At 41.8% G+C, this 19,740-nt stretch carries 15 protein-coding genes; 11 read left to right on the top strand and 4 right to left on the bottom strand.

What is annotated here, in order from left to right:
• The first annotated feature begins 192 nt into the window (after positions 1–192).
• From sdhC to argA, 9 genes are all read left to right on the top strand, one after another.
• The gene (gene sdhC / locus MTF66_RS05790) at positions 193–570 is read left to right on the top strand and encodes a succinate dehydrogenase, cytochrome b556 subunit (RefSeq protein WP_082401567.1); all 378 of its coding nucleotides are present in this window, start codon (positions 193–195) and stop codon (positions 568–570) included.
• Positions 561–908 carry a succinate dehydrogenase, hydrophobic membrane anchor protein gene (gene sdhD, locus MTF66_RS05785; RefSeq protein ID WP_054551371.1) on the top strand — a complete coding sequence of 116 codons (348 nt, stop codon included), beginning with the start codon at positions 561–563 and terminating at the stop codon, positions 906–908. Before sdhC ends, sdhD begins: the two co-directional genes overlap by 10 nt.
• Positions 909–2,681, top strand: coding sequence for a succinate dehydrogenase flavoprotein subunit (sdhA, locus tag MTF66_RS05780; protein WP_058585092.1), 1,773 nt, complete (start codon positions 909–911; stop codon positions 2,679–2,681). It begins immediately after the preceding gene.
• Positions 2,682–2,691: 10 nt separating this feature from the next.
• Positions 2,692–3,408 (top strand): succinate dehydrogenase iron-sulfur subunit, encoded by a 717-nt coding sequence (locus tag MTF66_RS05775; RefSeq protein ID WP_058585091.1) that lies wholly within the window; start codon positions 2,692–2,694, stop codon positions 3,406–3,408.
• An 84-nt stretch (positions 3,409–3,492) separates the two neighbouring features.
• Entirely contained in the window at positions 3,493–6,312 is a 2,820-nt protein-coding gene (locus tag MTF66_RS05770) for a 2-oxoglutarate dehydrogenase E1 component (protein ID WP_055021956.1), read from the top strand.
• 3 nt (positions 6,313–6,315) lie between these two features.
• Positions 6,316–7,827 carry a 2-oxoglutarate dehydrogenase complex dihydrolipoyllysine-residue succinyltransferase gene (odhB, locus tag MTF66_RS05765; protein WP_248526703.1) on the top strand — a complete coding sequence of 504 codons (1,512 nt, stop codon included), beginning with the start codon at positions 6,316–6,318 and terminating at the stop codon, positions 7,825–7,827.
• Between the two features lie 177 nt (positions 7,828–8,004).
• Positions 8,005–9,171 (top strand): ADP-forming succinate--CoA ligase subunit beta, encoded by a 1,167-nt coding sequence (sucC, locus tag MTF66_RS05760; RefSeq protein WP_054561566.1) that lies wholly within the window; start codon positions 8,005–8,007, stop codon positions 9,169–9,171.
• On the top strand, positions 9,171–10,043 hold the full coding sequence (sucD, locus tag MTF66_RS05755) for a succinate--CoA ligase subunit alpha (RefSeq protein ID WP_054561565.1): 873 nt from the start codon (positions 9,171–9,173) through the stop codon (positions 10,041–10,043). The genes sucC and sucD overlap by 1 nt, the downstream gene beginning before the upstream one ends.
• A gap of 358 nt (positions 10,044–10,401) precedes the next feature.
• Entirely contained in the window at positions 10,402–11,742 is a 1,341-nt protein-coding gene (gene argA, locus MTF66_RS05750) for an amino-acid N-acetyltransferase (protein WP_217876624.1), read from the top strand.
• A 286-nt stretch (positions 11,743–12,028) separates the two neighbouring features.
• Here argA and MTF66_RS05745 read toward each other — a convergent pair whose 3' ends face one another.
• Positions 12,029–13,099 (bottom strand): DUF3083 family protein, encoded by a 1,071-nt coding sequence (locus tag MTF66_RS05745; RefSeq protein WP_058585090.1) that lies wholly within the window; start codon positions 13,097–13,099, stop codon positions 12,029–12,031.
• Between the two features lie 228 nt (positions 13,100–13,327).
• Between MTF66_RS05745 and glnS the strand changes: the two genes are divergently transcribed.
• Entirely contained in the window at positions 13,328–14,995 is a 1,668-nt protein-coding gene (gene glnS, locus MTF66_RS05740; protein ID WP_248526702.1) for a glutamine--tRNA ligase, read from the top strand.
• A 247-nt stretch (positions 14,996–15,242) separates the two neighbouring features.
• Here the strand turns inward: glnS and MTF66_RS05735 are convergent, their stop codons facing one another.
• Positions 15,243–17,657 carry a TonB-dependent receptor domain-containing protein gene (locus MTF66_RS05735; RefSeq protein ID WP_248526923.1) on the bottom strand — a complete coding sequence of 805 codons (2,415 nt, stop codon included), beginning with the start codon at positions 17,655–17,657 and terminating at the stop codon, positions 15,243–15,245.
• Between the two features lie 154 nt (positions 17,658–17,811).
• On the opposite strand from MTF66_RS05735, the gene MTF66_RS05730 reads away from it, so the two are divergent.
• Positions 17,812–18,339: a YaeQ family protein gene (locus MTF66_RS05730; RefSeq protein WP_248526701.1), complete on the top strand. Its 528-nt coding sequence runs from the start codon at positions 17,812–17,814 to the stop codon at positions 18,337–18,339.
• Here the strand turns inward: MTF66_RS05730 and yfaE are convergent.
• Together yfaE and nrdB are read right to left on the bottom strand one after the other, a co-directional pair.
• The gene (gene yfaE, locus MTF66_RS05725) at positions 18,336–18,608 is read right to left on the bottom strand and encodes a class I ribonucleotide reductase maintenance protein YfaE (protein WP_248526700.1); all 273 of its coding nucleotides are present in this window, start codon (positions 18,606–18,608) and stop codon (positions 18,336–18,338) included. The genes MTF66_RS05730 and yfaE overlap by 4 nt on opposite strands.
• Positions 18,608–19,738, bottom strand: a complete 1,131-nt coding sequence (nrdB, locus tag MTF66_RS05720) for a class Ia ribonucleoside-diphosphate reductase subunit beta (protein ID WP_248526699.1) — start codon at positions 19,736–19,738, stop codon at positions 18,608–18,610. Before nrdB ends, yfaE begins: the two co-directional genes overlap by 1 nt.
• Between the last annotated feature and the right edge of the window lie 2 nt (positions 19,739–19,740).

The raw sequence follows: 19,740 nt of genomic DNA, 5'->3' as shown, positions 1-19,740 counted from the left end.
TATATATACTATCCAAGGTTTTATACCGTATTGTCTGTAGGTAAACTTTATTTTTACATTTGAGTTTTGCATAAGTGTGAACTTTTTGTGTATCAACACGGTTTACTTAGATAGTTCCATCGAAATTCATTTTGATGGGTTTTAGAAAAACAAGTAGATGAGCTCCTTAGTGGGCAAGATGGGCAAGTAACTGTGAAAAAGCAAAGACCTGTAAATCTAGATCTAACAACTATATCTATGCCGGCAACGGCTAAAGCATCAATTTTTCACCGCGTCACCGGTGTTGCATTATTTTTTGCTTTAACGTTTGTCATTTGGGCTTGGTCTGAGTCTCTTTCTTCTGCAGAAGGTTTTGAATTCGTCAAGGGTCTGTTCAGCGGATTCATTGCCAAATTCATAGCATGGGGCACCATTTCTGTATTGGCGTATCACTTAATCGGTGGTATCCGTCATATCATTATGGACATGGGTCACTGGGAAGAACTTGAATCAGGTAACTTCAGCGCTAAAGTTGCATTAGCTTTAGGTGTTGTAGCTGCAATTCTAGCAGGAGTGTGGATATGGTTTTAAATCAAGCAACTCTTAAACGTGATGGTGTACAAGATTTCGTATCACTACGTGCAACAGCATTAATAATCAGCGCTTACGCGATTTTTATTATCGGCTATTTTTTATGTACGCCAGAAGTCACTTTCGAAGCCTGGCAAGGCCTATTCTCTAACCTAGCAATGAAAGGGTTTACCTTAATTACCCTAGTTTGCATCATGGTTCACACCCGTATCGGCCTTTGGCAAGTTCTTACTGACTATGTTAAATGCGCTAAATTACGTGCTGTTTTAGGCTTTGTATTAAACCTTATGGCTGTTGCTTACGTAGCAATTGGTCTAATCGTTTTATGGGGTGTTTAAGTGAATTATTCTGTTCGTGAATTTGACGCTGTAGTGATTGGTGCCGGTGGTGCGGGTATGCGCGCAGCACTAGCTATCACTGAATCAGGCAAAACCTGTGCACTTATCTCAAAAGTTTTCCCTACACGTTCTCACACTGTGTCTGCACAGGGTGGTATTACGGTTGCTCTGGGTAACTCACATGAAGATAACTGGGAATGGCACATGTACGATACTGTTAAAGGTTCCGATTTCATCGGTGACCAAGACGCTATCGAATATATGTGTAAAACAGGCCCAGAAGCTATTACTGAATTAGAAAACATGGGTTTACCATTTTCTCGTTTTGAAAATGGCCGTGTTTACCAACGTCCTTTCGGCGGTCAGTCGAAAAACTTTGGTGGTGAACAGGCTGCACGTACTGCAGCAGCTGCTGACCGTACTGGTCACGCGCTATTACACTGTTTATATCAACAGAACGTTAAGAACAAAACTAACGTATTCTCTGAGTGGTACGCACTAGATTTAGTTAAAAACAGCGACGGTAACGTTGTTGGTTGTACAGCAATCGACATCGAGTCTGGCGAAGTTGTTTACTTCAAATCAAAAGCTGTTGTATTAGCAACAGGTGGTGCAGGCCGTATCTACGCATCGACAACGAATGCACACATCAATACTGGTGACGGTGTTGGTATGGCTACACGTGCTGGTGTTGCAATGCAAGATATGGAAATGTGGCAGTTCCACCCAACAGGTATTGCCGGTGCCGGTGTACTTGTGACTGAAGGTTGTCGTGGTGAAGGTGGTTACCTTCTAAACAAAGACGGCGAACGCTTCATGGAACGTTACGCACCAAATGCAAAAGACTTAGCGTCTCGTGACGTTGTAGCTCGTTCAATGATGACTGAGATCCGTGAGGGTCGTGGCTGTGAAGGTCCTTATGGTCCTCACATCAAGCTTAAGCTTGACCACTTAGGTGAAGAAACGCTTAACCTACGTCTTCCAGGCGTATGTGACCTTGCGAAAACGTTCGCACACGTTGATCCAGCTAAAGAACCAATTCCAGTTATCCCAACATGTCACTACATGATGGGTGGTGTTCCAACTAACGTAAATGGTCAAGCATTACAAATTGATGCAAACGGCCAAGAGAAAGTAGTTGAAGGTTTATTCGCTGTTGGTGAGATTGCTTGTGTATCTGTACACGGTGCTAACCGCCTAGGTGGTAACTCGCTACTTGACTTAGTTGTATTCGGCCGCGCTGCTGGTAACTTCTTAGGTAAGTACCTTAACGGTGTCGAAGCAGGTAAAGATGCGTCTGAATCAGACCTTGAAGCATCACTTGCACGCTTTAACCGTTGGGAAAGCTCTAAAGCTGGCCAAGGTGAAGACCCAGTACAAATCAAGAAAGACCTTCAAATGTGTATGCAACTTAACTTCTCGGTATTCCGTGAAGGTGATGCAATGGCAACCGGTCTTAAAGAGCTTAAAGAAATTCGTGAACGTCTTCAGTACGCTCGTCTTGACGACAAGTCAACTGAATTCAACACTGCACGTATCGAATGTCTAGAGCTTGATAACTTGATGGAAACAGCATACTCAACAGCAGTAGCTGCAAACTTCCGTACAGAAAGCCGTGGTGCACACTCTCGTTTTGACTTCCCAGATCGTGATGACGATAACTGGCTATGTCACTCTATCTATAACCCAGTTACAGATGAAATGACAAAACGTGAAGTAAACTACGCGCCGAAACTGCGTGAAGCTTTCCCACCTAAAGCACGTACATATTAGGAGCGAGACGATGGCACAAGTACAATTATCGGTTTATCGTTACAATCCAGATGTTGATAATGCACCACGTATGCAGGACTTCACGCTAGAGACGCAAGAAGGCCAAGATATGATGGTATTGGATGCGCTTATGCAATTAAAAGAGCAAGATCCAACATTATCATTCCGTCGTTCATGCCGTGAAGGTGTGTGTGGTTCAGACGGTATCAACATGAATGGTAAAAACGGTTTAGCGTGTATTACTCCTTTATCAACGCTACTTAAAGGTGGCAAAGGTAAAATCGTAATTCGTCCTTTACCAGGTTTACCTGTGGTACGTGACCTTGTTATTGACATGAGTCAGTTCTACACTCAATACGAAAAAGTTAAGCCTTACCTAATCAACGACACGCCTGCGGCGGGTGAGCGTCTTCAGTCAATCGAAGAACGTGATAAGTTAGATGGCTTATATGAGTGTATCTTATGTGCATGTTGTTCAACATCGTGTCCTTCGTTCTGGTGGAATCCAGACAAGTTCATCGGTCCTGCGGGTCTTCTTCATGCGTATCGTTTCTTGGCTGATAGCCGCGATACAGCTACTGAAGAGCGTCTTGCTGACCTTGACGATGCGTTCAGCGTGTTCCGTTGTCACAGTATCATGAACTGTGTTAGCGTGTGTCCAAAAGGTCTTAACCCGACCAAAGCAATTGGACAAATCAAATCAATGCTTTTAAACCGCGCTGTTTAAAGCTTGAATATGTAAGGTGGTTAAGTGATTAACCACCTTGTTTTTACAACAATTAATTTCTGCGCTAAAGAAAAGGGCTTATAAATGCACGAAGGTGTGATGAAGGCATGGCTAGAATCTTCTCACTTAAACGGCGGTAACGTTGCTTACGTAGAAGAGCTTTATGAAGCGTACTTAGATGATGCGACTTCTGTGCCAGAAGAATGGCGAGAAGTGTTCGAACAATTACCAAAAGTTGATGGTGTGGATGTTGACGTTAAACATTCAGAAGTTCGTTCACAATTTGCACAGCTTGCTAAAAACAAGCATAGAGAAGTAGTGGTAGCAGAGGGTGGCTCTGGCGATCCTAAACAGGTCAAGGTGCTACAACTTATTAATGCTTTCCGTTTCCGTGGTCACCAAAATGCCAACCTAGATCCATTAGGTATTTGGCAACGCGAACGTGTTCGTGATCTAGAATTAGAGTACCACGATTTATCTGAAGCTGATTTTGACCGTGAATTCAATGTGGGTTCGTTTGCTGTCGGTCGCGAAACCATGCCATTAGGTGAGCTATATCAAGCACTCAAAACGACTTATTGTGGGTCGGTAGGTGCTGAGTATATGCACATCACTTCAACTGAAGAAAAACGTTGGTTACAACAACGTTTAGAATCAGTGCAATCACGTCCAACGTTCTCTAAAGAAGAAAAGCTACGTATCCTTAAAGGATTAACAGCTGCAGATGGCCTTGAAAAATATTTAGGGGCTAAGTTCCCCGGTGCAAAACGTTTCTCACTTGAAGGTGGTGATGCGTTAGTACCAATGCTTAAAGAACTAATTCATCGTGCAGGTGAAAGCGGACAAAAAGAAGCTGTTATTGGTATGGCTCACCGCGGTCGCTTGAACGTACTAGTGAACGTCTTAGGTAAAAACCCATCAGAATTATTCGATGAGTTCGCTGGTAAACACAAAGACACATTAGGCTCAGGTGATGTTAAATATCACATGGGTTATTCATCTGACTTTGCAACTAACGGTGGCAACGTGCACATGGCACTTGCATTTAACCCGTCTCACTTAGAAATCGTTAACCCAGTGGTTATGGGTTCGGTACGTGCTCGTTTAGACCGTCTAGGTGATAAGTCAGGTATTAAAGCATTACCAATTACTATTCACGGTGACTCTGCAATCGCAGGTCAAGGTGTTGTACAAGAAACATTTAACTTATCGCAAACTAATGCATTTAGTTGTGGTGGTAGTATCCGTATCGTTGTAAATAACCAAGTTGGTTTCACAACGTCTAAACAGTCTGATGTACGTTCTACACCATACTGTACTGATATTGCGAAAATGGTTCAGGCACCAATTTTCCACGTTAACTCTGACGATCCTGAAGCGGTTGCATTTGTTACTCAAATCGCACTTGATTTCAGAAACCAGTTTAAACGTGATGTAGTGATTGATTTAGTATGTTATCGCCGTCATGGTCATAACGAAGCGGATGAGCCGAACGCGACTCAACCACTTATGTACCAAAAAATCAAAAAGCATCCAGTACCTCGTCTAATTTATGCAGATCAATTAGTTGCTGAAGGTTCATTCTCAGAAAATGAAGTTAAAGCACTTGCTGATGATTACCGTAACGGTTTAGACAAAGGCAACTGTGTTGTTGAAGAAATTCAACTAGAAACATCGCACTCTTCTGATTGGGCTAAGTTTGTTGGTCACGATTGGGATGTTGAGTACGATGCAACAGTATCGGTTGAAAAGTTAAAAGAGCTTGGCGAAAAAGTAGCAAGCTTCCCCGAAAGCCACAAAGCACAGTCGCGCGTTAAGAAAATCTACGACGACCGTAAGCTAATGGCAACAGGTGAAAAACCACTTGATTGGGGTATGGCTGAAACACTTGCTTATGCAACCCTTGTTGATGCGGGGACTGATATCCGTTTAACAGGTCAAGATTCAGGCCGTGGTACATTCTTCCACCGTCATGCTGTTGTTCATAACCAAACTGATGCATCAACATACTTGCCGCTGCAAAATATCAGCGAAAAGCAAGGTGCATTTGAAGTATATGACTCAGTTCTTTCTGAAGAAGCAGTACTTGCATTTGAATATGGTTACGCAACAGCTGAACCTACGTCACTTGTAATGTGGGAAGCACAATTTGGTGACTTCGCTAACGGTGCACAAGTTGTATTTGACCAATTCTTAAGTTCAGGTGAGCAGAAGTGGGGCCGTTTATGTGGTCTTACATGTTTACTTCCACATGGTTATGAAGGTCAAGGTCCTGAGCATAGCTCGGCACGTTTAGAGCGTTTCTTACAGTTGTGTGCTGATCACAACATGCAAGTATGTGTTCCTTCAACACCTGCTCAAGTTTATGCAATGCTTCGTCGTCAATCTGTACGTCCACTTCGTCGTCCATTGATTGTTATGACGCCTAAGTCGCTACTTCGTCACCCGTTGGCAACGTCTTCACTTGAAGAGTTATCTGAAGGTGTGTTCCACAATATGATCGATGAAATCGATGATATTGCAGCAGATAAAGTAGAACGCGTTGTATTCTGTAGCGGTAAAGTTTACTACGAACTACTGCAAGAGCGTCGTAAGCAAGAATTAAATAACATTGCTATTGTTCGTGTAGAACAATTATATCCATTCCCACACGCTGAGATGGATACAATCATGCAGCGTTACCAACACGTTAAAGATTTTGTTTGGTGTCAAGAAGAGCCGCAAAACCAAGGTGCATGGTATTGTTCTCAACACCACTTTGTTGACGCAATCCCTGCCGGTGCTAAATTAACTTACGCAGGTCGTAAAGCATCAGCATCACCAGCGTGTGGTTATATGTCAGTGCATAATAAAGAACAACAAGCGCTAATTGCAGATGCGCTTACTATTGAAAAGAAAGGATAAGCAATGAGCACAGAAATTAAAGTTCCTGTACTTCCTGAGTCGGTTGCTGATGCTACAGTTGCAACATGGCACGTAAGTGTTGGCGACAAAGTAAGCCGCGACCAAAACTTAGTAGATATCGAAACAGATAAAGTTGTTTTAGAAGTTGTTGCACCAAATGACGGTGTAATCACTGAAATTTCACAAGAAGAAGGTGCAACGGTACTTGGCGAACAAGTAATTGCATTACTTGGTGATGCAGATGCTGCACCAGCAAGTGACGACTCTGCTCAAGAATCTGCACCAGCTCAATCAGAAGACGCGCCAGCGGCGCAATCAGCACCAGCATCAGAAGGTAAAGAAGTGGACATTAAAGTACCTGTACTTCCAGAATCAGTCGCAGACGCGACAATTGCTACTTGGCACGTTCAACCAGGTGAAGCGGTAACTCGCGACCAAAACCTTGTTGACATCGAAACTGATAAAGTTGTTCTTGAAGTTGTTGCTCAAGAAGACGGTATCATGGGTGAGCACATTCACGCTGAAGGCGAAACAGTACTTGGTGAGCAAGTAATTGGTACAGTTAAAGCGGGTGCAGCACCTGCAGCCGCAGCGCCTAAAGCTGAAGCTGCACCAGCAAGCGAATCAAATGACAGCTCTGACGTATTAACGCCGTCAGTTCGTCGTTTAATCGCTGAGAAAGGCCTTGATGCATCAAAAATCAAAGGTACTGGCAAAAATGGCCGTGTAACTAAAGAAGATGTTGATACATTCTTAAAAGCACCGGCAGCAGCGCCTAAAGCAGAAGCAGCAGCGCCAGCAGCACCTATGGGTGACCGTACACAAAAACGTGTTCCTATGACTCGTTTACGTAAAACAATCGCTAATCGTCTTCTTGAAGCGAAAAACTCAACTGCAATGTTAACGACTTTCAACGAAGTTAACATGAAGCCAATCATGGACCTTCGTAAGCAGTATCAAGAAGTATTCGAAAAGCGTCACGGTATCCGTTTAGGCTTCATGTCTTTCTACGTGAAAGCAGTTACTGAAGCACTTAAGCGTTTCCCTGAAGTAAATGCGTCTATCGACGGTGATGACATTGTTTATCACAACTACTTCGACATCAGCATCGCGGTTTCTACACCACGTGGTCTTGTTACTCCAGTTCTTAAAGACTGTGACAAGCTATCAGTTGCTGAAATTGAAAAAGGTATCCGTGAGCTAGCGCTTAAAGGTCGTGACGGTAAATTATCACTTGATGATATGACAGGTGGTAACTTCACTATCACTAACGGTGGTGTATTCGGTTCATTACTATCTACACCAATCATCAATTTACCACAGTCTTCAATCTTAGGTATGCACAAAATCCAAGAGCGTCCTATGGCTGTAAATGGTAAAGTTGAAATCTTACCAATGATGTACTTAGCGTTATCTTATGATCACCGCCAAATCGATGGTAAAGAATCAGTAGGTTTCTTAGTAACAATTAAAGAGTTACTTGAAGATCCGACTCGTTTACTACTAGATGTTTAATCTGGTTGTATGAAAACTAAGCTGTGAACCTCGTTCACAGCTTTTTTTTTGCGCCTTTGGTCTAACTGGGGTTTTCATGTGGAGCCTTGGGATTTATACTAAGTGCGCAATTTGGGATAGCTGTTTATTTTGCATAAATATTCAGCTCTTTTAGTATAAAAAATTGGATAAAGCATCATGAATTTGCATGAGTATCAGGCAAAACAACTTTTTGCCGAATATGGTTTACCAGTTTCTCAAGGTTTCGCTTGCGATACACCTGAAGAAGCTGCAGCAGCTGCTGAGAAAATCGGCGGTGATATGTGGGTTGTTAAAACACAGGTTCACGCAGGTGGCCGTGGTAAAGCTGGCGGTGTTAAGCTAGTTAAAACAACTGACGAAGTTAAAGAGTTCGCTGCGAACTGGTTAGGTAAAAACTTAGTTACTTACCAAACAGACGAAAATGGTCAGCCAGTATCAAAAATTCTTGTTGAAAGCTGCACTGACATCGCTAACGAATTATACCTTGGCGCTGTAGTAGATCGTGCTTCTCGTAAAGTTGTTTTCATGGCATCTACTGAAGGTGGTGTTGAAATCGAGCAAGTTGCAGAAGAAACTCCAGAACTAATTCACAAAGCTGAGATCGATCCACTAGTTGGTCCTCAAGCTTACCAAGCTCGTGAGTTAGGCTTCAAACTAGGTTTAAACCCTACTCAAATGAAACAGTTCGTTAAGATCTTCATGGGTCTTGCTAACATGTTCAACGATTTCGATTTCGCTCTATTAGAAATCAACCCGCTAGTAATCACAGACGAAGGTAACCTTCACTGTCTAGACGGTAAAATCGGTGTAGATGGTAACGCGCTTTACCGTCAACCTAAAATCCGTGAAATGCACGATCCTTCACAAGAAGATGCGCGTGAAGCTCACGCTGCAAGCTTCGAGCTTAACTACGTTGCACTAGATGGTAACGTTGGTTGTATGGTTAACGGTGCAGGCCTAGCAATGGGTACTATGGACATCGTAAACCTACACGGTGGCAAGCCAGCTAACTTCCTAGATGTTGGTGGCGGTGCAACTAAAGAGCGTGTATCTGAAGCATTCAAGATCATCTTATCTGACGACAACGTTAAAGCTGTTTTAGTTAACATCTTTGGTGGTATCGTACGTTGTGACATGATCGCAGAAGGTATCATCGGCGCAGTTAAAGAAGTAGGTGTTAACGTTCCTGTAGTAGTACGTTTAGAAGGTACTAACGCTGAACTTGGTCGTGAAGTACTAGCTAGTTCTGACCTTAACATCATCGCTGCTGAATCACTAACAGACGCAGCTGAAAAAGTTGTTGCTGCTGCGGAGGGCAAATAATGTCTGTATTAATCAATAAAGATACAAAAGTTATCTGTCAAGGTTTCACAGGTGGCCAAGGTACTTTCCACTCTGAGCAAGCGCTTGAGTACGGTACACAAATGGTTGGTGGTGTAAGCCCAGGTAAAGGCGGTCAAACGCACCTTGGTCTTCCAGTATTCAACACTGTACGTGACGCTGTTGAAGCAACTGGCGCAACTGCATCAGTTATCTACGTACCAGCACCTTTCTGTAAAGATGCAATCTTAGAAGCTATCGATGCTGGCATCGAGCTAATCGTTTGTATCACTGAAGGTATCCCAACACTAGACATGGTTGACGTTAAAGTTAAGCTTGATGAAACTGGTGTTCGTATGATCGGTCCTAACTGCCCAGGTGTTATCACTCCGGGTGAAACTAAGATCGGTATCATGCCTGGTCACATCCACAAGCCTGGTAAAGTAGGTATCGTATCACGCTCTGGTACTCTTACTTACGAAGCGGTTAAGCAAACTACTGACGCTGGTTTCGGCCAATCAACATGTGTTGGTATCGGTGGTGACCCAATCCCTGGCACTAACTTCATCGACGTTTTAGAAATGTTCGAAAAAGACGAGCAAACTGAAGCTATCGTTATGATCGGTGAAATCGGTGGTACTGCAGAAGAAGAAGCTGCAGAATACATCAAGCACAACGTGACTAAACCAGTTGTTTCTTACATTGCGGGTGTTACTGCACCTCCAGGTAAGCGTATGGGTCACGCTGGTGCAATCATCGCAGGCGGTAAAGGTACTGCTGATGAGAAATTTGCTGCATTAGAAGCTGCTGGCGTAAAAACTGTACGTTCATTAGCTGATATCGGTAATGCACTTAAAGAGAAAACAGGCTGGTAATCAATTCTAATCTCTTAAAAAAGGCTCGCTTATGCGGGCCTTTTTTGTAATTTATACCAATCCGCAATAATACTTAATCATTTTGAGGGATTAAACCTGTCGCTACCTGCGTTAAAAATTTTTGATTTAGAACAACTAAATAACGAAATTTTTGTCTTGTTATCTACAAGGTTTTCTTGCCTCAAAATAGACTACTTAATTAACCGAATTGGCATTATCACTTCCTTCTACCCGACAAGAAAGCCCCAACCACAAATTAAGAATAATAATGCTTTATTTGTGAATATAAATTCTCTACACTTGTGGCTTGTATATCTGTTTTTATTAAAACATTCGACTTTAATAAGGTAAATATTACGTGCGTACCACAGAATTGGTAGATGGATTTCGCCAGTCAACCCCATACGTTAATGCTCACCGCGGTAAAACATTCGTTGTTATGCTTGGCGGAGAGGCGATCGATCAGTCTGGTTGTCGCAGCATCATCAACGATGTCGCGCTATTAACTAGTCTTGGTATTAAGATTGTTTTAGTGTTTGGTGCTCGCCCACAGTTTAACGCAGCGCTTGAGCAAGTTGGCATAACTAGTCAGTTTCATAATGAGATACGGGTAACTGATAACGCAACATTTGATGTAATTAAAAAAGTTGCGGGTGCAATGCAGTTCGATATAACCGCGCGTTTATCTACGTCTTTAAGTAGTACACCTATGTCTGGCTCATTTTTAAATGTGGTGAGTGGCAACTTTGTTATTGCTCAGCCTTTAGGTGTTGATGAAGGTGTTGACTATCATCATTCAGGTAGAGTGAGACGTATCGATGTTGCGGGTATTCGCCACCAGTTAGATAACAACGGAATTGTTCTGCTTGGGCCAATAGCGGCGTCTGTTACAGGTGAAAGTTTTAACTTAACTGCTGAAGAAATTGCTACCCAAGTAGCTCTCAAACTACGCGCCGATAAAATGCTTGGCTTTTGTAAAGAAGCCGGTATTTTGGATGAAAATGGTGAGGCGATTGCAGAGCTTATGCCAAATGAAGCTGAGCAGCTACTAGTAAACTATCGCAAGCAACCAGATTCATGTGTAAGCGCTACTGTATTCTTACAAGCTGCAATTGATGCTTGTCGAGGTGGCGTACATCGTTGCCATCTTGTTAGTTACAAAGAAGATGGCGCCTTATTACAAGAGCTGTTCTCTTTAGATGGTATTGGTACACAAATCGCTCCGCAAAGCTCTGAGCAATTACGAAGTGCAAGTATTGCTGATATTACCGGTATCATTAACCTTATCAGACCCCTTGAACAGCAAGGCTATTTGGTGCGCCGTTCTCGTGAACAGCTAGAAATCGAAATTGAACAATTTACGGTTATTGAGCGTGATGGGCTAATCATTGCTTGTGCAGCTTTGTATCCGTTTGCTGATGAACAAGTAGGGGAGTTTGCAAGTTTGGCTGTTCACCCTCAGTACCGAGATGCCGATCGCGGCAGTTATCTACTGAGGTTTATTATTAATAAAGCTAAACGTGCAGGTTATTCGCATTTATTTGCACTCACCACACGCAGCATTCACTGGTTTTTAGAGCAAAGCTTTGAAATAGTGACAGTTGATGAGCTACCTGCGAAGAAAAAAGCGCTTTATAACCATGAACGTCGTTCTAAAGTATTGCGTCTAGATTTAACTAAACTAAGTAATAAGAGGTGACGCATGCGTCACCTCTAATATACCCAAACCACCCCAAGGTGCGAGTTTCAGTTGGAATTAAAAGCAATTTAGGCAAGGCATTGATTGCAAGTAATAGTGGTTCTATTGTTAAAATCAATAACGCAGTATAAATTGCTTTTAAACCAACCCTTTGGGCGCTTCACAGGCACTTACTCTCATCGTTGTTACTTCTTAAAAGGGACTGCCATTCTTGCAAAGTAACGCCTTGATATTAAGCACCTGTGAAACGCTGAATTCTGCATCTTGAGGGGGCTTGGGTATACTCTTAATATTGGTAGTTAATGTGCTGATAAAAGCGCACGCGTAAATCTTGGCGAGTTGGATTAAATGCTAGCTCGTCAGTAACTTCATTTATCGCACTTTGCACTTGATTCATAAACTTACCATAACCAATGTCATGCTTGTCTTTATCGGCAGCGGCAATCACAAAATGTAGCGAATCTACAAGTTGATCTGCATCCCAATACTGTTGTAATTGCACCTGCTCAGAGCTGCAATCAAAGGTTAGTTTTTGCAGTTCGCTGTTACTTTGCGCGTTATCAATATTGCTATTACGAACAATAGGGCGGGTACCATTAGCGATGAAAGCGCCGAGTGTTAATCCGCGTTTATCACATGCACGTTTGAATGCATCAAAGATGTATTGATAAAACTGCGTATAATTCTCTTCGTTCAACATATGTTGAAATTGCGTTTTAATGGCGCGAGTTACTGGAATCGAAAACCCTGCGTATGTCATCTCGCTGTGTTCGTTTGGTAAATGACATTGGCGAGACTGGTAACGTGGATATAAGCTACGTAATTTATAGCCATAGCTTTCTTTGTGACCTTTTGCCTTAGCAAATAAATCATATGTTAGATGTTGGTGGTCACGAATTTTAAGAGGTGGTTGGCCGCTTAATAGCTTTTCTTGTAGTGAGTTGATCACTCTTTGCACATTATGATGAAAACTTGCCGCGTTAGCGCGAATATCTTCACCGGTCGCTAAGAATAATAAACGAATTTTTTTGCATTTTTGCTCACCATCAGCAAATACATTATGCGCTTCATGGTATTGTGGGTTATAGAAAAACAAAATCTGCTTAGCGGTTTCTAAGCTATATGCTTCATCATGGTAACGAACCACTGGCAGTTTATCGTTGGCGATGAGGTGTACATTATGTAATTCATACTCATCACATAGTGCAAATAACTCCCTTGCAAGACGCTTATAAGCACAGCTCACATTGGTAAACTGGGCAAAAAACTCATCAGTAGGTTTAAATTCAACTAACACATACTGGTTTGCACGTGCTGAGCTTGGAATATAGACTCGATGTTGATTGAGCGAAGCCATCTTTTTTCCTTATTGGTAGTGAAACTGACGGCACTATATCGCTAGTCAATGATCATTTTATTGCGTTAGAACAATTTTTTTACCGATTTTGTCGAGTCTGTGAACTATGTATTCAACAATCGACGTAATATCTTCAATAAACATGATGCAACCACTGTATGTTAGGGTTTGTTTTTGTAATAATGCATTAGTTTTGTCACCATGCAATATTCAGAGGATTATGCTCCTATGGCGGAAATTGAGAATCGCCCAAGTAACTTTATTAGAACGCGTATCGACGAAGATCTCGCAAGCGGTAAGCATGCGACTACACACACGCGTTTTCCACCAGAACCAAACGGTTTTTTACACATTGGTCATGCAAAGTCTATTTGTTTGAATTTTGGTATCGCCCAAGATTATCAAGGTCTTTGTAACTTACGTTTTGATGATACGAATCCAGAAAAAGAAGACATCAACTACGTAAATTCGATTAAAGAAGATGTGCAGTGGTTAGGTTTCCAGTGGGATGGTGAAATTAAATATTCATCTAACTATTTCGATGCGTTATACGGTTATGCTGTTGAGCTTATCGAAAAAGGCCTAGCATATGTATGTTTCTTATCGCCAGATCAAGCACGTGAATACCGTGGTACTTTAAAAGAGCCAGGTAAAAACAGCCCGTATCGTGATACATCAGTTGAAGAGAACCTAGCGCTATTTGAAAAAATGCGTAATGGCGAATATAAAGAAGGTGAGTGTGTACTGCGTGCTAAAATCGATATGGCAAGCTCATTCATGGTATTACGTGATCCGATTATTTACCGTGTACGTTTTGCTCATCACCACCAAACAGGTGACAAGTGGTGCATTTACCCAATGTACGACTTCACGCACTGTATTTCAGATGCGCTAGAAGGCATTACACATTCATTATGTACGCTTGAGTTCCAAGATAACCGTCGCTTATACGATTGGGTATTAGATAACATCAGCCTTGAGTGTCATCCGCAACAAATCGAGTTCTCACGATTAAATCTTGAGTACACTATTATGTCTAAGCGTAAATTAAACGACTTAGTGGTTAATGGTCATGTTGAAGGCTGGGACGATCCACGTATGCCAACGATTGCTGGTCTACGTCGTCGTGGTTATACACCTGCATCAGTACGTGAGTTCTGTTCTCGTATCGGTATCACTAAACAAGAGAATATGGTTGAAATGGGCATGCTAGAAGCCTGTATCCGTGAAGACCTAAATGAACATGCACCTCGTGCGATGGCTGTTCTTGATCCAGTGAAGGTTGTTATCGAAAACTATGACGCAGATAAAGTAGAGACGTTATCTGTTGCAAATCACCCGAATAAAGAAGAGATGGGTCGCCGTGACGTACCTTTCACTCGTGAGCTTTATATCGAGCGTGAAGACTTCCGTGAAGAAGCAAACAACAAGTTTAAGCGTTTAGTTCTTGATAAAGAAGTACGTTTACGTGGTGCTTATGTAATTAAAGCTGAGCGCGTTGAAAAAGACGAAAACGGCGAAATTACGACTATCTTCTGCTCTTATGATCCTGAAACTCTGGGTAAAAACCCAAGTGATGGCCGTAAAGTTAAAGGTGTAATTCACTGGGTATCAGCGAGTGAATCTATCACAGCTGAAGTTCGTTTATACGACCGTTTATTTAACGTGCCAAACCCAGCGGTAGCAGAAGACTTTAACGCAACACTAAACCCTGAATCACTAGTGGTTCTTGAAAATGCGAAAGTTGAGCCATCACTTGCAAATGCACAAGCAGAGCAGGGCTTCCAGTTTGAGCGTACAGGTTACTTCTGTCGTGATAGCAAAGCAGAAACATTAGTATTCAATCAAACTGTAGGTCTTCGTGATTCATGGGCGAAGATTGAACAAAAGGGCTAATACCAATTCGCAATAATACTTAATCATTTTGAGGGATTAAACCTGTCGCTAACGGCGTTAAAAATTTCTGATTTAGAACAACTAAATAACGAAATTTTTGCCTTGTTATCAACGAGGTTTTATTGCCTCAAAATAGACTACTTAATTAAGCGAATTGGTATAATAGCAACTTATTTAGTTTCTATGCTTAATAAAAAACCCTTTCACTTTAAAAGTGAAAGGGTTTTTTTATAACCATTAAAAGCGATTAGAAATAACCGCGAATGCCCAAGCTGAAATTACGACCAGGTAGTGGTGCTTTTTCTTTAATGAATGAGCTGTGTACGAAACCAAGTTCATCGGTTAAGTTGTCAACATTGATGTAAAGCTGTGTATCAACAGGGCCTAAGTCAAGTTGGTAGTTAGCTGATGCATCAAATAGGGTATAACCGTCAGTTTTTGTCTCGTAAGCAGTAATGTCAGACTGCTCAAAATAATGAGTACCGGTTAGGCTAAACTTCCAATCAGACACTGTGTACTGTAATTCAGAACCCAGTTTATTAGCAGGGATACGAGGTAAGTAACCTTCATCATCTTTTAGCTTAGCCGTTGTTGAATCACCAAACACTTTAACTAGCGCACTTGGCGTCACTTGATAGTGTACGTCAAATTCAATACCGTATAATTTCGCATCTTTACTTGTGAATTGGTAAACCGCCATTGCATCTTCATCTGCATCAGCAGCTGATTCTAAGCCATGCTCTTCATCGAAAACTAAACCGGTATTTTGCTGGTAGTAATAGTTTTCAATGTCGTTATAGAAGAAGTTAACTGTGTAACCAAAGTCACCAATGAAACGACGGAAACTTAAATCAAAGTTCGTTGCAGTTTCTTGCTCGATATCTTCTGGCTCAAAATGAATTTCGCCATCTTCAATATTATAACCAAGACCTAGCTCGTAAGTACCTGTTGAGATATGAATACCGTTTGATAGTAATTCAGCACTTAGTGGCGCACGTTCTGAACGAGATACACTTAAAGCAACACTTTGGCCTTCTTGATATTGCCAAATTGCACCTGCAGATAAGCTCAGGTTTGTGAAATCTTCACTGTAGTTAATGATTTCAGCTTCTTCTTCGTCATGGTGCTCTTCTTCCTCTTCATGATCGTGATCATGATGATGCTCAGCCATGCTTACAGCAGAATCGATTTGGTAATCTTCAAGGCGTGCACCTAGCTCAACGGTCACATCACCAAACTGGCGCTCTTCAAGAACGAATAACGCGTTTGTTTTAGTAACACTTGCTGGTGTAAAGGCTTCTTCACCATCTGCATCATAGTCAGACTCTGTGTAGTGATAACCAGCCATACCGTGCCAAAGGCCTAACTTGTGCTCAACGGTTGCACGTGCTTCGGTTGTTTTGTTTGTAAACACCGTGCCCACTGCACCATCTTCAATTTCAGCGTGTTTGTAGTCTGTGTAGCCAACGCGTAGTGAGATATTTTCAATCCAGTTATCATGAAGTGCATAGCTCATGTAACCTTGCCAGCGGTCTTGCTCTAGCTGTGCAAATACTGATTCTTCGTGCTCTTCTTCACCTTCATGCTCATCATGATCTTCCTCTTCTTCATGATGATGATGCTCATGAGCAGGAATACCGTAATCTGTTTCGATGCGACCGAATGACACACCTAGCGTTAGGTGATCGCCCACGTAACTAGTACCAAAGTTAACTGTTTGGCTATCGATAAAGGTGTTTTCTACGCTGTTAGCTGTTTCGTGTTCTTCATGCTCTTCACCTTCATGCTCCTCGTGCTCTTCATGTTCCTCAGGAAGCTCGAAGTTTGGCGTGTCATAATCGTGACCTTTGCGCTTTGTACCATCGAAATGGAAGTTGAAACCATCATTACCGGTTTCAAGTTTTGCAGCATAGGTGTTGGTATTTGATACTGTATCGTGTGTGTATTGTGCAGCACCAGTTAAAGACTCAATGTTATCGGTAGGAATACGGTTATCAACAACGTTCACAACACCACCGATAGCGCCAGAGCCATAAAGTAGGGTAGCAGGGCCGCGAAGTACTTCGATTTGCTCTGCTGCTAGGCTGTCATTTGATGTTGCGTGGTCAGGGCCGATACGAGATGCATCACTGCTATCAAGGCCATTTTGGGTGATCTTCACACGCGGACCATCTAAACCACGAATAATAGGGCTTGATGAAACTGGGCCAAAGTAGCTTGCATTAACGCCCGGTAAACCTTTTAGTGTTTCGCCTAATGTCGGTTTTGCTTTGTCTTTTAACTCATCACCGGCTAAAACATTCACTGGCGAAATCATTTCAAGACTATTTTTATGAAGTGCTGATGCATAAACAACAACAGTTTCAACTGATGTTGGTGTAAGCGTAACCACAACATTTTGGTCTTCGCCATTAATAGCAACACGCTTATCGATGAAATTGTTTTTACTGATGTGAAGCTGACCTTTATTGTCTACATCAATTTTAAACTGACCTTGTTTGTCAGTGACAACGCTTTGTGATTTGCCGTGTACATGTATTTCAGCATTGCTGATAGGTTGTTGGTTTTTATCTAATACTTGACCTGTGATCACAGCAGCCATTGTTGATTGAGAAAACAGCGCAGCGGCAACAGCACTAGAAAGAATTGAAACTTGTTTCATCATTACTACTTCTAAGTTTGTTGTTGAGTGTTGCGTTATAATATAACACCGCAATTTTTCATTCGCAATAACGTTATACTATAACTTTACCTTAAGTCGCGATTTTAACACCATACACTATACTTAGACTGTTACATTGAGATGGCCAAATCTTATGTCTGATAAAAATAGGGTATTCAAAGCAAATTTTACCATTGCTGATTTAAGAGAGCAGCGCAATCATAAAGAAGTGTTTACCACTGCTTGTGACCGTCGTGAAAGCTATCAACACTTTGTACTCAAGCTTTTAAGTTATTGCTTATTTTCACACAACGAAACAGCCATATTGAATGCAAGGTTCAGTCATGCTGAACCAGATGTGTCAATAAAAGCATTGGATGACCATTATCAAACATGGCTTGCTGTTGACCAACCAGATATCTTACAACTGAATAAAATTGCGAAGCGGGTTGATGAACTATGGGTCGTGACAACCTTAAATAACGACTGGCTCAAAGAAAATGAACACCAGTTGGAACTTATTAATAATGGTCATTTAATTGCGTTTGATGACATTTTCATTGAGGAATTAGCGAGTCATCTAACTAAAAATCTACAGTGGGATGTTACGATTGATCAGCAAATGGTGAGTGTGTCAGATAAAGAAAATTTCTACCAAACCAGTGAGCTTATTTGGCATTAAAGCTCAATTTTTATCTTTCCATTGGGTTTACTACAACACAGCAACACTTCGCCAGTTCTTACGAACGCAAGTGGTTCTTGATTGTAGCTCACATCACCTTCGACTAATTTTGCACGGCATGCGCCACAATAACCTTCACGGCATTGGTAGGGGACATCTATTTTATTTTGTTCTAGGCATTCAAGGAGAGATGAACAGCCAGAATCAAATTCAAGATTCTGGCTGTCTGTTCCTGCAAGGATAACCTCTGCAGTTTTGTTTGAGCTCATTACAGGTCGAAGTCACCAAAGTCAGATGCATCAACTTGAGAGTCAATTTGACCAACAAGGTAAGAGCTAATTTCAGCTTCTTGTGGAGCAACTTGAACGTTGTCAGATACTAACCAAGAGTTGATCCACGGAATAGGGTTACTCTTACTTTCGAAATGAGCTGGCAAGCCTACCGCAGTCATACGTGCATTTGTGATGTATTCAACGTATTGGCATAGGATATCTTTATTAAGACCAATCATAGAACCATCTTTGAACAAGTACTCTGCCCAGTCTTTTTCTTGTTCAGCTGCTTCAACAAACATCTGAATTGCTTCTTCACGACATTGTGCTGCAACGATCGCCATTTCTGGGTCGTCTTTACCTTCTTGCATAATGTTCAAGATGTGTTGTGTGCCAGATAAGTGCAGGGCTTCATCACGGGCGATTAGCTTGATGATTTTTGCATTACCTTCCATTAATTCACGCTCAGCGAAAGCAAATGAACATGCAAAGCTTACATAGAAACGAATCGCTTCTAGGATGTTAACCGACATCATTGCTAGGTAAAGTTGCTTTTTAAGGTCAAATAAGCTGATTTTAACTTCTTCACCGTTGATCACATGTTTACCTTCACCGTATAGGTTGTAAACAGAAATCATGCTGATTAAATCATCGTAGTACTTAGTTACCGCATCAGCACGCTCACTGATTTTCTCGTTGCTTACGATATCGTCAAAGATAAGCTCAGGAGATTGCGTAACGTTACGGATAATGTGTGTGTATGAGCGGCTGTGAATGGTTTCACTGAACGCCCATGTTTCAATCCAAGTTTCTAGCTCAGGAATAGACACAATAGGTAGTAACGCAACGTTAGGCGAACGACCTTGCACACTATCAAGTAGCGTTTGATATTTTAAGTTGCTTAAAAAGATGTGCTTTTCGTGCTCTGGTAACGCTTGGAAGTCAAGACGGTCTTTACTTACATCAACTTCTTCAGGACGCCAAAAGAACGAAAGTTGCTTTTCGATTAGCTTTTCGAAGATAGGGTACTTTTGTTGGTCGTAACGTGACACGTTTACCGTTTGGCCGAAAAACATCGGTTCTTGTAATTGGTTATTATGATTTCGGCTAAAAGTTGTATATGACATAG

Source organism: Pseudoalteromonas sp. 2CM39R (assembly GCF_023161845.1).
This window is presented reverse-complemented; position numbering and strand designations above follow the sequence as displayed.